Source organism: Clostridium sp. UBA1652, assembly GCF_002320975.1.
In the GTDB taxonomy this organism is placed as follows: Bacteria; Bacillota; Clostridia; order Clostridiales; family Clostridiaceae; genus Clostridium_T; species Clostridium_T intestinale.
The window spans coordinates 145,701-160,263 of the sequence record NZ_DCLI01000090.1; the positions used below are offsets into that span (position 1 = coordinate 145,701).

13 protein-coding genes are annotated in these 14,563 nt (G+C 28.7%); 5 read left to right on the forward strand and 8 right to left on the reverse strand.

From position 1 onward, the window contains the following. Positions 1-20 precede the first annotated feature (20 nt). A complete protein-coding gene (locus tag B3N22_RS20115; protein WP_073021380.1) occupies positions 21-605 on the reverse strand; it encodes a DUF1836 domain-containing protein in 585 nt (194 codons plus the stop codon). Between the two features lie 218 nt (positions 606-823). On the opposite strand from B3N22_RS20115, the gene trhA reads away from it, so the two are divergent. The 3 genes from trhA (at position 824) to B3N22_RS20130 (ending at position 4,134) form a co-directional block, all read left to right on the forward strand. Further along, positions 824-1,471, forward strand: coding sequence for a PAQR family membrane homeostasis protein TrhA (gene trhA, locus B3N22_RS20120; protein WP_286909951.1), 648 nt, complete (start codon positions 824-826; stop codon positions 1,469-1,471). 162 nt (positions 1,472-1,633) lie between these two features. After that, entirely contained in the window at positions 1,634-2,893 is a 1,260-nt protein-coding gene (locus B3N22_RS20125) for a hypothetical protein (RefSeq protein WP_286909954.1), read from the forward strand. 29 nt (positions 2,894-2,922) lie between these two features. After that, positions 2,923-4,134 (forward strand): alanyl-tRNA editing protein, encoded by a 1,212-nt coding sequence (locus B3N22_RS20130; RefSeq protein ID WP_286909958.1) that lies wholly within the window; start codon positions 2,923-2,925, stop codon positions 4,132-4,134. Between the two features lie 19 nt (positions 4,135-4,153). Here B3N22_RS20130 and B3N22_RS20135 read toward each other — a convergent pair whose 3' ends face one another. The 4 genes from B3N22_RS20135 to B3N22_RS20150 form a co-directional block, all read right to left on the reverse strand. After that, on the reverse strand, positions 4,154-5,194 hold the full coding sequence (locus tag B3N22_RS20135; RefSeq protein ID WP_286909959.1) for a ribonucleotide-diphosphate reductase subunit beta: 1,041 nt from the start codon (positions 5,192-5,194) through the stop codon (positions 4,154-4,156). Between the two features lie 9 nt (positions 5,195-5,203). Next, positions 5,204-7,429, reverse strand: coding sequence for a ribonucleoside-diphosphate reductase subunit alpha (locus tag B3N22_RS20140; protein ID WP_286909960.1), 2,226 nt, complete (start codon positions 7,427-7,429; stop codon positions 5,204-5,206). Positions 7,430-7,693: 264 nt separating this feature from the next. Further along, entirely contained in the window at positions 7,694-9,550 is a 1,857-nt protein-coding gene (locus B3N22_RS20145) for a sensor histidine kinase (RefSeq protein ID WP_286909962.1), read from the reverse strand. Then, complete coding sequence (locus tag B3N22_RS20150; protein WP_286909965.1) at positions 9,528-10,235, reverse strand: response regulator transcription factor; 708 nt, start codon at positions 10,233-10,235, stop codon at positions 9,528-9,530. Before B3N22_RS20150 ends, B3N22_RS20145 begins: the two co-directional genes overlap by 23 nt. Positions 10,236-10,464: 229 nt before the next feature. On the opposite strand from B3N22_RS20150, the gene B3N22_RS20155 reads away from it, so the two are divergent. Continuing rightward, positions 10,465-11,322 (forward strand): YitT family protein, encoded by an 858-nt coding sequence (locus tag B3N22_RS20155; protein WP_286909968.1) that lies wholly within the window; start codon positions 10,465-10,467, stop codon positions 11,320-11,322. Between the two features lie 48 nt (positions 11,323-11,370). Here B3N22_RS20155 and B3N22_RS20160 read toward each other — a convergent pair whose 3' ends face one another. Together B3N22_RS20160 and B3N22_RS20165 are read right to left on the reverse strand one after the other, a co-directional pair. Next, positions 11,371-11,928, reverse strand: coding sequence for a Fe-S-containing hydro-lyase (locus B3N22_RS20160; protein ID WP_286909970.1), 558 nt, complete (start codon positions 11,926-11,928; stop codon positions 11,371-11,373). A 13-nt stretch (positions 11,929-11,941) separates the two neighbouring features. After that, positions 11,942-12,784 (reverse strand): fumarate hydratase, encoded by an 843-nt coding sequence (locus B3N22_RS20165; RefSeq protein WP_286909972.1) that lies wholly within the window; start codon positions 12,782-12,784, stop codon positions 11,942-11,944. Between the two features lie 105 nt (positions 12,785-12,889). On the opposite strand from B3N22_RS20165, the gene B3N22_RS20170 reads away from it, so the two are divergent. Further along, positions 12,890-13,687 (forward strand): hypothetical protein, encoded by a 798-nt coding sequence (locus B3N22_RS20170; RefSeq protein ID WP_286909975.1) that lies wholly within the window; start codon positions 12,890-12,892, stop codon positions 13,685-13,687. A 51-nt stretch (positions 13,688-13,738) separates the two neighbouring features. Here the strand turns inward: B3N22_RS20170 and cwlD are convergent, their stop codons facing one another. Next, on the reverse strand, positions 13,739-14,407 hold the full coding sequence (cwlD, locus tag B3N22_RS20175; protein WP_286909977.1) for an N-acetylmuramoyl-L-alanine amidase CwlD: 669 nt from the start codon (positions 14,405-14,407) through the stop codon (positions 13,739-13,741). Positions 14,408-14,563 lie beyond the last annotated feature (156 nt).

Here is a 14,563-nt window from a genome sequence, read left to right on the forward strand (position 1 = left end):
ACTGCAAATGTAACCTCCTTTTATTTATCTGAACTATTTATATCATCAACTACCTTCTCTGCAAGCCTTCTATAAAAGTTACTCATATTAACTAGTGAGCTTAATAAAATTAATTTTCTATTAAATCCATCTAATATACCCTTTTCAATTTTAAGTTTATCTTCTATGTATTTTAACCTATCTGCGGCACTCTCTTTAAAAAGATTTACATCTTCTCCATATACTTCAGTATAATCTCTATATAAACTTCTTATGTCATACTCTTCATTATTATTTAAAGTTGAAACTATTGGAGTTAAAACTTTTTTTATATCGCTTATAGATAAAGAACCCTTTAATTCATATATAAGAGATATAAGTATCAGATGTTCTTTAGAATATTTTTTGTTTTTTATGGGCATAAATATTTTATCTTTTGCATAGTTGTTAATCATAGTTTTGGTTAAAACTTTATCTTCTTCAGTCCTTAAAGTTTTATTGTATTTATTTTCGAATAACTGAATTACTTGATCCATATATAAATCTAGCTCTGGTATTTCATCTAATTCAATAATTTCATCTAAATACAAATTATCTATCAATTTATCTAATTCATTTTTATCCATGTAACCCTCCAAGGTGTAGTTTTATTTACTACATTCTATTATATTTATATCATATACTTTATAAATTATCGACATTAATTGTAATTTAATATTACCGTAAGAAAATTTTTTAATAAATATGGTAATATATTATTGACATATGGATATAATACCATCATAATATAATCAATATATAACATAGTTATTGTAACTACATGTTGTCACTAGGAGGTTTTATCATGAATAAATATATTAGAGAACCTATAAATGGATTAACTCATTTATTTGGTGCTATTGCTTCACTTGTTGGATTAATTGCTATGATCGTTAAAATAGCGTTTTCCGCGGCCACACCTTTAAATATCGCTGCAGTAATAATATTTGGTATTAGCATGATACTGCTTTACTCTGCTTCTGCTACTTATCACATGGTTATTGCTTCTGACAAGGTAATAAGCTTTTTAAGAAAACTTGATCATTCAATGATTTTTGTACTTATTGCTGGTTCATATACCCCCATCTGCTTAATTGCTTTAAACGGCGTTACAGGTTGGGTATTATTTGCAATAATAATGACAATAGCTGTTCTTGGAATATCCTTTAAAATGATTTGGTTCAATTGTCCTAGATGGCTTTCAACCTTAATATATATACTTATGGGATGGATAGCTGTATTTGCTATAGTTCCTTTATATTCTGCCATATCTCTTAATGGGGTTTTGCTTTTAGTATTAGGTGGAATTTTATACACAGTTGGTGGTGTGATTTATGCAGTTAAACCAAAATTCCTAACTTTTAAACACTTAGGTTTTCATGAGATATTCCACATCTTCATATTATTAGGTACATTATCTCATTATTTTTGTATATTTAAATATGTTTTATAGTAAGCTTTTATATCTGGAGGTAGAGATTCATTCCTACTCCAGATTTTTTTATTTCAGAAAAATTTAAGATATCCTTATGAAAAGTTTTATATACTAACGGTCTTAATATGCCTTCCATTATGATAAAATAGTATTAATTACTTTGGAGGATATTTGAACTTTATGACTTATTTTATTAATATAGCTTTTTTAAATTCTCTTTATAGAGAACTTTGGTGGAATTCTAGTACTGAGTTAAACTTTAATTTAACTTCTACTGATTACTGGAATAAGATACAAAACGAAAAACTTTTCAACTCACAAATTGATATCTTTTTAAAACATATCAATCAATTTCCAGAAGATGTAAATAGACGATTGGAGTGGAAAGAAGATTTTTATAAACTTATTGATTCTACAATTTATAAAAATGAAATGTTCAGTCTAGGTACTCTAGATAAAACAATGAAAGAAGAGTTTATAATCAGCACTAAATTATTTATCAAAAAGTGCAAAAATTTAGATTCTTCCTTATCTTTTGAGGATATAGGGCAAGCTTTACGAAACGTATGGATAGTTAACATTTTTCAAAAAATTTTAAATCTCCCAATGAAATTAACTGATGCTATTTCAGGCTACAGCCTTCTTTATCCCTACACCGATAATTTTTTAGATGATACTACTGTTGATTTAACCACAAAAAAAACTTTCAACTTGAATTTTTCTAAAAGGTTAAAAGGAGAACCTGTAATTTCAAAAAATCCCAATGAAGATATTATTTTTGACTTAGTTTCGCATATAGAATCGGTATTTAATCGCGAGTCTTATCCACTTGTATATGAGAGTCTTCTACTAATTCACAATGCACAAGAAAGAAGTCTGCTTCAACAAGATGCAATTACCCTTCCATATGAAAGTGATATACTTGGTATATCCATTGAAAAAGGAGGCACTTCTGTTTTAGCAGATGCTTATCTAATAGATGGTTCACTTACTAAAGAAGAGGAAATCTTCTCCTATGGCTATGGCTTTTTCCTTCAACTCTGTGATGATCTTCAAGATATAAAAAAAGATTTAGAGAATAATCATATGACGATAATGTCTCAACTAGCCGGTAAATACCCTTTAGACTCAATTACTAATAAACTGATTAATTTAGTATACTATGTAGTTGATACAGCTGATTGTTTTAAGTATTCTAAATCTAATGAGTTAAAAAAACTCATTAAGGATAATTGCATTCAAATGATATTGTTTGCTATTGTTGATAACAGAGAATATTATTCTAAAGAATATATAAATACTATCGAAAAATACTTACCTTTTAGACTTTCTTATATTAAGAATATAAAGAGTAAACTAAGTAAAAAATTTAAAACCCTTAGTTCCTCTTACTATGGTCTGTCTTTAGAAGAAGTGTTTTTGTTTCTACTAGAGGATTAATTCTTACTCAAATTAAAAGGAGATACTAAATGGAAAAACTTTATTACCATAATCAATACGAAAAAACTTTTACTGCAGAAGTACTTGAAGTAATAGAAAAAAATAATGAATTTCATATAAAACTTGATAAGACCTACTTTTATCCTGAAGGAGGAGGCGCACCTTCTGATACTGGTACTATAGAGGCCTCACCCATAAATTATGTATATGAGGAAAACGGCGATGTTTATCATGTGAGTTCAGTTAAACCTATTAAAATCCACAGAGTTAAGTGCTCTATAGATTGGAAAAGAAGATTTGATATTATGCAGCAGCATCTAGGCCAGCATATTCTTTCTGCTTCTTTTTCTAAGCTTTTTAATGCTTCTACTATTGGTTTTCATTTAGGAGAATCTATCTGCACTATTGATATTGATAAGTTTTTTACTAAAGATCAAATTGATGAAGCTGAAAATTTATCTAATAGCCTGATATTAGATAATATAACTGTAGAATTTCTCTATCCTACTAAATCAGAGCTTAAAAAAATGCCTATAAAGAAAATTTCACCTAAGATAAACGAACAGATACGTGTAGTTAAAATTGGAGACATTGATTTTAATCCTTGCTGTGGATTACATCCTAAATCCACTATAGAAGTACAATTGATTAAAATCCTCAAATGGGAAAAATATAAGAATTCCACTAGAATACACTTTTTATGTGGAGAGAGAGCAATAAAAGAAAGTCTTCAAAAATACATATTTTCTACTGAAATATGCTCTTTGCTAAAATGTAGTGAAGCCGAAGCCATAGATCAAATTCAAAAACAAAGAGACGAGTTAAACAAAATACTAGCAGAAAATAGACTTCTTAAAGATAAGATATCTAATTACGAAATTAAAGATATTTTAGAAGAAAGTGAAAAAATATCTGGTATCACTGTGGTTAAGAAAACTTATTCCAGCGAAAGTTTGAAATATATTAACACCTTAGCTACCAAATTAACTGCTTTTAATGATATAATTACTCTTTTTGCTGTGAAAGATCAAGAGAAGGCTAATCTTATATTCTCTTGCTCTAAAAATATTAACTTTATAAGTATGAATTTGCTTCTTAAAGATGCTATTAGCCTTATTGATGGAAAAGGTGGCGGAAGCACTTTTTCCGCTCAAGGTGGGGGTAAAAATACAAATAATCTCGATTCTACCTTAGATTATGCATTCATGAAAATTAAAAATACTCTTAATGAAAATAAGTAGGATTTCTCCTACTTATTTTTTATAAATCATCTATTAATGCTCCAGCTTTTGCATAAGCTGTTGATTTCGCTTCAAAGAAATCTGTTTTAACTTGATTAGCATCTGCATAAAAATCAACCCATTGAGCTGGATTATCTTCATATCCCTCATATAGCGGTTCAAAGCCTAATGACCATGCTCTTAAGTTTCCTAGATACTTTATATAGTCTTCTATCATTTGCTTGTTTATACCTGCTATATTATCTCCTATAACATAGTGCCCCCAAGCTATTTCATTTTCAACACCTGTTTTAATCATTCCTCTAAGCTCTTCCACTATTTCAGGAGTGAACATTTGAGGTTGCTCTTGTTGAAGCTCTTTTATTATGCTTCTAAATAGCCATAAATGTGTATTTTCATCTCTATTTATATATCTTATCTCTTGAGCCGAACCTGGCATCTTACCATTTCTCTCTAGATTATAGAAGAACATAAATCCTGAATAGAAGTAGACACCCTCTAATATATAGTTAGCCATTATTGCTCTTATAAAGTTCCTTTCAGTAGGAGATTCTACAAAATCGTTATATAAATTTCCTATGAATTTATTTCTTTCTAAAAGAATCTTATCATCTTTCCATTGGTATAATATTTCATTTCTTTTCTCTGGAGAGCATATGGAATCTAACATATATGAATAACTTTGAGAATGGACAGCTTCTTGGAATGCTTGAATAGTTAAGCATAAATTTACTTCTGAAGCAGTTATAAAGTTGTTTATATTCCCTAAATTAGCTGTTTGTATTGAATCTAAGAATATTAAGAAAGATAATATCTTATCATAAGCTACTCTTTCTTTCTCTGTAAGAACTTTATAGTCCTTTAAATCTTGAGATAAATTTATCTCTTCTGGTATCCAGAAGTTATTCATAGCCTGCCTATACCAGTCTGAGGCCCAATTATATTTCATATTATTAAAGTCATTTAAATTTGTAGTATTTCCATTTATCATTTGTTTTTTAGATGTGTCTATATCACCATTTTCATTAAATAATGGCTTTTTATTAATTAAATTACTCATTTTACCCTCCTAAGCTGAACAACTTTCACAATCTTCAACTGTTAATGATTTTGATCTTACATAGTAGATACTTTTTACTCCATACTTACATGCATCTATATACAAATTCATTATTTGTCTCATAGTGTAGTTTGTAGTTATATATAAATTAAATGATTGACCTTGATCTATATGTCTTTGTCTCACACCATTCATTTTTACGCTCCAAGCCTGATCTATATTATAAGCAGATATATAATACCAATAATTATCCATAGAAAGATTCGGTGCTGTTTTAGGAGTTATACTTCCCTTCTTTTCTTCTAACCAGAATCTAGCCATAACAGGATCAACCCCCTCTGAAGTTCCAGCTATAGTCGCTGTAGATCCGTTTGGTGCTACTGCAATTAAATATCCATTTCTCATACCTTGAAGTTTTACTTCCTCTTTTAGCTCTTCCCATCTTGGTGAGTTATAATCTCTCAATTTAAAATAATTTCCATTATCCCAATCTGAACCTTTAAAATACTCGTAGTAACCTTTTTCTTTAGCTATGTTCATACTTGCTTTTATAGAGAAGTAGTTGATATTTTCATAAACTTTACCTGCAAAAGTTTCATGTTCATCTGATGTCCATCCAATTTTATTGTTTGCTAACATGTGGTGGTAACCAGATGTTCCAAGTCCTATAGCTCTATATCTTTTATTAGTTACTTCTGCAAAAGGCACGGAATAATAATTTAAATCTATAACATTATCCATAGCTCTTATCTGAGTTTCTACTACATATTCAAGTTCCTCCTCATTTAGTACTTCTATATTACCTAATACAAGAGATGATAGATTACATACAACAAAATCTCCTGACTTTGTTTTCTCTATTATTATTTTATCACCATTCTCATCTACTATTTCTTCTTTATATATTTCCATTGGGCTCATATTTTGCATTATTTCCGTGCATAAATTAGATGAATAAATCATTCCCTTATGTTTATTAGGGTTCATTTTATTTACGGTATCTCTATAAAAGGCAAAAGGTGTTCCTGTTTCTGCTGCTGACTTTATTATGAGTCTTACTATATCTTTAACAATCATCGCTCTTTTTTCTATTCTTTCATCTTCTACACACTCATAATACTTCTTTTCCCACTCTTCACCAAAGAAATCTTCAAGCGAGTATCCCTTAATACTTCTAATTTCATGAGGACACATCATATACCAATTTGCATCTATATTAGTTTCTGCAAGTTTCCAAAATAAATCTGGATAACAAATTCCAGGGAATACATCATGAGCTTTTTTTCGATCATCTCCATTGTTAGTTCTTATTTGAAGAAATTCCGGCATATCTTTATGCCACGCATCTAACCAAATAGCTACACTACCATTTCTTACACCTAATTGGTCCACAGCCACAGCTGTATCGTTAAATAGCTTTACCCATGGAATAACTCCTCCTGAAGCTCCTTTAAAGCCTCTTATAGGTGATCCTAGTGCTCTTATCTTTCCTATATATATACCCATTCCACCGCCAAACTTTGAAACTTTAGCAAAGTTATCTATTGACTTATAAATTCCATTCAATGAATCATCTACTGTGTCTATAAAACAGGAGCTTAATTGATAGAAAGGCTTTCTAGCATTAGACATTGTAGGTGTTGCCATAGTAGCTTTTAGTGAACTTAAAACATCATATATTCTTTTAGCCCAGTATAATCTATTTTCCTTTTTTTCTGGTATAGCTAAATGCATTGCTATTCCCATAAACATCTGCTGTGGTAACTCTAGAGTTTTTCTATTAAAGTCTTGAATTAGATATCTTTTATCTAAAAGGTTTATTCCGCTATAAGTAAATATAAAATCTCTCTCAGGTTTTATCTCTTTTTCTAATTCTTGCACTTCATCCTTTGTATAGTTATCTAATATGTATTTTCCATAAAGACCTTTATCTGTTAATATTTCAATAAACCCATATAAATCTTCATAAGGGTTTTCTTCTTCTAATCCTCTATTTTCCTTTACTTTATTATATAATAAATGTATATATAATCTAGCAGCACCCACTTGCCACTGGGGCTCTTCCCCTGAAGTTAATTCAAGCAGTATTTGCATCACACTTTTTGTTAATTCAGTCTCCTTCATATCTGGGGTTATTATTCTATTTAAAGAGTTTTTTAATTTCTCCTCATTATATACTTCTTTTTCACTCCCTATTGCCTCTAATGCCATTTCACATAAAGCTTTCAAATCCATAACACTCTTCCCCTCTTCACTATATATTGTGGTCATTCATTGCATACTTTTTATTTATGCACAATATATTGACTTGTTAATTATAATGGTAATTTGTAGATTTGTAAATTTCAATAATTCTGGTTTGTATTTAAATTTCTATAGTTATCTCTTATTTTCTTATTATTTCCTTGTAATTGATATTTTTTATCTTTTAAAACAAAAACTTAGATAATATGATTTGTCGACAAAAAAGCAGGAAAATATCCAATCCCTGCTTTAAGTTTATTTTTTTAACATAACATAAGTTTTAAACATATCTCCTTCAACTTCTAATTTTAAGTCGCCATCATGCATCTCCACTATACTCCTAGCTATAGCTAGCCCTAGTCCAGAACCCTCAACATTAGAGTTTCTTGATCTATCCCCTCTTACAAACCTCTCCATCATATCTTCAGGCTTAAAGTTCATCTCATAAGATGAGATATTTTTAGTGCTTATTGTTACCCAATTACCATCATCAAAAATATCTATATAAATTCTTGTGTTTGCTAAAGAATATTTTATAGCATTTACAATTAGGTTATCAAAAACTCTAACCATTTTATCTGGATCAATCTGTATAAAAACACTTTCGCTATAAGATATTACTCTAGTTGTTAATCCTTTTTCTTTAAGTTTATCTTCCTGTTCACCTATTACCATATGAACTAATTGAACTATATCTACTTCATATTTATCTAAATTAATCTTTCCTGAATTAAATTTAGACATCTCAAATAAATCTTCTATTAATCCCTGTAATCTTTGAGACTTAGTTCCAAGTATCTTTAAATATTGTTTTCTTTCCTCATATGTTATGTCATCTCTATCTAGTATATTTACGTAATTTATTATCGAAGTGAGCGGGGTTTTTAAATCATGAGAAACATTAGATATAAGTTCTGTTTTTAATTGTTCATTCTTTATTCTTTCTTCGGCAATTATTTTATACTCTTCCTGAATATATTTAATTCCATCTACTATTTCATTCATCTCTCTTTTATCTGTATACGTTAATTTTATATTCATGTTCCCATTTTTAAATTCTCTAACTATATCAAGTAATTCATACACGAATATATAATTTCTAAGAATACAGAATATAAAATATCCTATGTAGAAAAGAATCGATGAGAAATTAATAATGTCCACAAGTTTATTAGTCATAATTAAACTATTTATATATCTATTAGTAAATAAGTTTATAACACTATCTATAAAAGTGAAAAATTTAGATGCTTCTAATATCCCAATTGCTATGTTAAATATAATAAGAAAAATTGTAAATTTAACTATTCGTTTATTTATATTTCTTAAAAATCTTTTTGGAGTTTCCTTTAAATAATACATAGTTTCTCCAAATTTGCTTTTATAAATCCCTTCAATTATAAATCTATTCCCCTTGCGTTTTATCAACTCTTCATACTTAATGATTATTAATATTACTAAAGACAGGTTTAAAATATAGGTTATAAATAACATCCGGCTTTTTATTATGAAATTTTCATAGTAATCTGCTTTAATAAAATAATATTCAGTTATATTCTCTATGTTTCTTTTAACCTCAGGAGTTAACATATTTTGATCCATGCTATTAACTTCATTGAAGTTTTTTTTATTATCTACGCTATACCATATTACGCCTTGAGACTGATGCAAATTTTCAAAAAGTGTATTGATATCTGCTCCTCCATCAATTTGCTCAGCTAACCAGCTCCTATTTGTTATATAATAGTACTTTCCATTCTCATCTTTTTTATCTTTTATTATGTATAAATATCCTATAAAAAATCCTTCTCCTATAATATTGCTATTACTAAGATTTCTATTATCTTTTATAAATTTTTCTCCCATATTCATAATATTTGACTGGTTTTGAATATTATGAATTAAAACCTTACTTTCTTTTTTCAGTCTATTCTTTCTATAGTTATCTGGACTAATAATTGCGTCCATAGCAAATACACCTTTAGATGCCTGTTCTACAAATATTCCCAAAGCATTGAAAGTTAATATTACTATAAATATACATATAATAAAATCTATTATATAGACGTTATCTTTCCACCTAATATATCTATTTTTGAATTTTGTACCCAATACCCCACACCACCTTTAGATACTCAGGCTCTTTTGGATTTATCTCAATCTTTTCTCTTATTCTTCTCACGTGCACGGTAACTGTATTTTCACTATTATAAAAAGGCTCATCCCAAACTCTTTCGTATATCTCCTGTATAGAAAAAATTCTACCTGGATTAGAAGCTAATAATAACAGAATTTTGTACTCCGTAGCAGTAACTTTTATTTCCTTGCCTCTTACCGTGATACTTTTTATCTCTTTATTAATAACAAGATCCCTTATAACTAAAATTTCACCTTCTATTTCTTTTTCTCTTTGTTTAGCTATAATCGGATTATCATATCTTCTTAATTGGGACTTAACTCTAGCTACTAGCTCTAAATGATTAAATGGTTTAGTTACATAATCATCTGCTCCCAAGTTAAGACCAAGTACCTTATCGGAATCTTCTCCTTTAGCAGATAGCATTATTATAGGTACATTACTTTTCTCTCTTATTTTTAAACATGTTCTCATTCCATCTAACTTAGGCATCATTATGTCTAGGATAACTAAATGAGGTTTCTCTACATTAAATACTTCTAATGCTTCTATCCCATCTTCTGCTTTTAATATGATATGATTTTCTCCTCTTAAATATATCTCAACTGCATCTCTAATTTCTTTTTCGTCATCAACTACTAATATTTTATATTTTTCCATTACTCTCATCCCCCTATCTTATATATTAATAAAAATTTCATAAATATTTTGCAAATTTTTATTAAAAATTTCTTAAAATATGCAAGTAAAGTTTTATAGATAATCTGCGCATAATTTAATTATATCAAATTATTTGGATATAACGGTACTTTTCATCACAAATCGTATTTGTTTATTTTATGTTTTATTACTATAATAAATCTGAATATTTCACTTACAGGAGAATCTTATGGACTTTTTAAATGATAGAAAAACTCTTTTCTTAGACATTATACTTATTTTTATAGGTTGCATTATTGCATCCATAGGCATTAATATGTTTTTAGCCCAAGCTAAGCTTTTAAGTGGGGGAGCTACAGGTCTAGCTTTAATCCTTCAATATCTAACTGGTTTTAAAGCTGGTTACTCAGTATTTCTGATTAACTTTCCACTTTTTATCATTAGTTATATTAAGTTAAGTCGTCAATTTACATTTTACTCAGCAATAGGAATGCTTTCATTATCTATCGCTTTATTATTAACTGAAAAACTTCCTATATACGTTAACGTTGATGATATTTTAGTTTATTGTATATATGGCGGAGTGTTATGTGGACTTGGATATAGTATTGTATTTGCTAGAAATGGATCAACAGGTGGTATGGATATAATTACTATGCTTGTTAGAAAAAACTTTAACAATTTTGATATAGGTAAACTTGGTTTTTCTCTAAATATGATAATAGTTGTTATTGGAGCTATATTCTTTGGCCTCCCAAGAGCCCTATATACTGTTATATCCATTTACATACAAAGTTTAATATTAGACAAGGTCCTTAAAGGTTTTGGATCTAAAAAGCTTTTAATGATTCTAACTGAAAAGGAAGAGGATATAATTAAATTTATTATTAAGGATGTTCATAGAGGTGTAACTTCCCTTCCAGCTGAAGGTGAATATACTCATAGTAAGAAGAAAATGATTTACTGTATAGTTACACTTTCACAATTAATCTACCTTAAAAATAGTATAATGCTTATGGACCCTAAAGCATTTATAACTATAATAGATGTTTCTGAAGTTAGGGGAAAAGGATTTAATAATATATAGTTTAATGAGGATGTCACTATAATTATAGTAACATCCTCATTTTATATTTTACTTAATGGTTTCTAAATATTCTTTTTGTCCTATTTGGTATAAATTATTTCCATGAGAATCTATCACTACTACTAAAGGCATATCCTCAACCCAAAGTTTTCTAATAGCTTCTGCACCTAAATCTTCATAGGCTATCAACTCTGACTTCTTGATACACTTAGCCATTAATGCAGCTGCACCACCAATAGCTCCAAAATATATGCATCTATTTTTAATCATCGAGTCTATTACTTCTTTTCCTCTTAATCCTTTACCAATCATTCCCTTTAGTCCTAGATCTAAAAGCTTCGGTGTATAAGAATCCATTCTATAACTGGTAGTAGGCCCTGCTGATCCAATTACTTCTCCAGGTTTAGGAGGAGTTGGACCAACATAGTATATTATTGCATCTTGTAGTTCTAACGGAAGCTTTTCATTTTTATCAACAAGTTCAACTAATCTTTTATGTGCGGCATCTCTTGCAGTAAATATTTCTCCTGATAGTAACACAATATCTCCTGCATTTAAATCTCTTACTTTATCTATTGTTAATGGTGTTTCTATTTTCTTATTCATCTCAGTTATCTCCCTATAGAATTATCTCTGCATGCCTAGTAGCATGACAACTTATATTAACTGCTACTGGAAGTCCTGCTATATGAGTAGGATAAGTCTCTATATTCACTCCCAAAGCAGTTGTTTTACCCCCAAATCCTTGAGGACCTATTCCTAGCTTATTTATTTTGCTAATTAATTCATCCTCTAAATCACTATAATAGGTATCCTTATTTCTCTCTTCAATGCTTCTTAAAAGAGCTTTTTTAGATAATTCTGCTGCTTTTTCAAAAGTCCCGCCTATTCCTACACCTACAATTATAGGAGGACATGGATTTGGACCTGCAATTTTAACTGTTTCTAACACAAATTCCTTTACTCCTTCAACACCATCTGACGGTTTTAACATTTTTATTCTACTCATATTTTCTGATCCAAACCCCTTAGGTGCTATTGTTATCTTTAATTCTTCTCCCTCTACTACATCTATATGTATAACAGCTGGAGTATTATCCCCAGTATTTACTCTTGTTAATGGATCTTTCACTACAGATTTTCTTAAATATCCTTCACTATAGCCTTGGCGGACTCCTTCATTGATTGCCTCCTTCAACCCCCCACCAACTATATGAATATCTTGACCTAATTCAACAAATATTACTGCCATTCCCGTGTCCTGACACATTGGCATGTTTTCTTTACTCGCTATATCCGAATTAATTATAATTTTATCCAACATTTGTTTTGCTATAGGAAACGTTTCTTCTTCCCTGCTTTTTTTTAGTTTTTTTGATATGTCTTTACTTAAATAATAATTAGATTCTATACATATTTTTTTTACTCCATTAATTATTTCATTTGTATTTATTTCTTTCATTTTTTCCTCCCCAAATAGATTTTATCTAAATTTAATTTATATTATGGAATATTACTTAATAATGTTAATTATAATTTAAAGAAAGATATTTCGAAAGGATTAAGTATGAAAAAAAATGATAGTGATAAACTTTTTGCTTTTATTGTTTATATATTAATAGGTTTTCTCCTAATTTTTGTAAGCTATAATTCATATATAAATCTATTAAAAAAAGATGTAAAAGATCAAACTACTCAACCACCTAATTCTATAAATGTTTCTCCCATAACAGGTGAAGTTATTCAAGATGTTAATACATCGTATAATTTATTAAAAGTTTGCTATAATAGTTCAAATATAACAGAGCTATACGGAATTAATAAAGCAGATATTGTTATAGAAACATATAACGATGTATCTAATACTTTAAGTTATGACGGTATATTCTATAATAAACATATACCTATTCAGGAATCTATTGAGAATATTTCTACTATATCTCTAGATACTTTACCTTATATTGATTTTATTGATCCTCCTGATTTAGATTCACATGAATTTAATGAAAATATTGATACAATTTTTATACCCTTTAGTGATTCTATAAGTACAAGTTTTATTTTTCAACAAGGTCAATATTATCATTTTTCTAAAAATGTAAAAGACGTTCATAAAACTTCTAACACACCGTTAGCTTTTACCAATATACTTATAGAATTTACTTCCTCATCTAATGACAGTATTAATCAAGGATTACTTTTTTCTGGTGGAAAACTACAACGTCTTAATATAGAAGGAAATAATATAAAAATGATAAATAATTCTAAAGAAATTAATCTCTCTCTATTAAGAGGTAATACTATATGGATAAAATGTTCTGATAAGATAAAAATAATCACCGCTAATGCTAATATTGAAAGCTAAAAAAAGACCTAGTTCTACATAGGTCTTTTAAATTTCCCAGGAAATTATTATTTACTCTTTATAATATGATTTTATTCCTTTAACTAATGCACTAACTATTTTGTCCTGATATTTTTCATCTTTTAATAACTCTGATTCTGTCGGATTTGATAAAAATCCACATTCAACTATTACACTTGCTCCCTCAAATCCATCTCTTAAGATTCTATAATCATCTTTAGAATCTTTAGCTACTCTATTATTGTTTTGTTCTAATATTTCTTTTAGCGAAGCTTGTAGTAATTCTGCTAATCTTTTACTCTTTTCATTTGAAGCGTACCAAACTTGTGCTCCATTTATTGCACTCTGTACATACATGTTTTGATGTATACTTATAAAAATATCACAATTGGTTTCTTTTTTCATTTCACATCTATTTTTTAAATCTTGAACTTTTTTTTGTTTTACCTTTAAGTTCTCATCATATAATCCTTTGTCTTCTTCTCTAGTACTAAACACTTTAAATCCTTCATCCTCTAGAGCCTTTTTTAATTTAAGGCTTATAGCTAAATTAATCTCTTTTTCTAAAGTACCATCTTTTGCATGACCTCCACCATCTATACCTCCATGACCAGGATCTATAAGTATTATCCTTTCCTTAGCCTCCTCCGCTTTAGCTATTGTTGGATTTAATATTAAACTTGCTACTAGCAAAAAAGATGCAACATATCTTTTAAACATTTTATAATCCTCCATCTTTAATAATCTACTATGTAGCTTTCTCATTTTTATATAATATATACTATTTTTATATATTATATAAAATCTTCAATTATATTTTTGTATAAAAGTATTTTCCAATTAGGTTTTTTGCCCAAGTCAAGTACCACCGGCTCA

Bases quoted from the DNA above. Each gene is read 5' to 3' on its own strand.
- B3N22_RS20115 (WP_073021380.1), bottom strand. From the start codon at position 605: ATGGATAAAAATGAATTAGATAAATTGATAGATAATTTGTATTTAGAT.
- trhA (WP_286909951.1), top strand. From the start codon at position 824: ATGAATAAATATATTAGAGAACCTATAAATGGATTAACTCATTTATTT.
- B3N22_RS20125 (WP_286909954.1), top strand. From the start codon at position 1,634: ATGACTTATTTTATTAATATAGCTTTTTTAAATTCTCTTTATAGAGAA.
- B3N22_RS20130 (WP_286909958.1), top strand. From the start codon at position 2,923: ATGGAAAAACTTTATTACCATAATCAATACGAAAAAACTTTTACTGCA.
- B3N22_RS20135 (WP_286909959.1), bottom strand. From the start codon at position 5,194: ATGAGTAATTTAATTAATAAAAAGCCATTATTTAATGAAAATGGTGAT.
- B3N22_RS20140 (WP_286909960.1), bottom strand. From the start codon at position 7,429: ATGGATTTGAAAGCTTTATGTGAAATGGCATTAGAGGCAATAGGGAGT.
- B3N22_RS20150 (WP_286909965.1), bottom strand. From the start codon at position 10,235: ATGGAAAAATATAAAATATTAGTAGTTGATGACGAAAAAGAAATTAGA.
- B3N22_RS20155 (WP_286909968.1), top strand. From the start codon at position 10,465: ATGGACTTTTTAAATGATAGAAAAACTCTTTTCTTAGACATTATACTT.
- B3N22_RS20160 (WP_286909970.1), bottom strand. From the start codon at position 11,928: ATGAATAAGAAAATAGAAACACCATTAACAATAGATAAAGTAAGAGAT.
- B3N22_RS20165 (WP_286909972.1), bottom strand. From the start codon at position 12,784: ATGAAAGAAATAAATACAAATGAAATAATTAATGGAGTAAAAAAAATA.
- B3N22_RS20170 (WP_286909975.1), top strand. From the start codon at position 12,890: ATGAAAAAAAATGATAGTGATAAACTTTTTGCTTTTATTGTTTATATA.
- cwlD (WP_286909977.1), bottom strand. From the start codon at position 14,407: ATGTTTAAAAGATATGTTGCATCTTTTTTGCTAGTAGCAAGTTTAATA.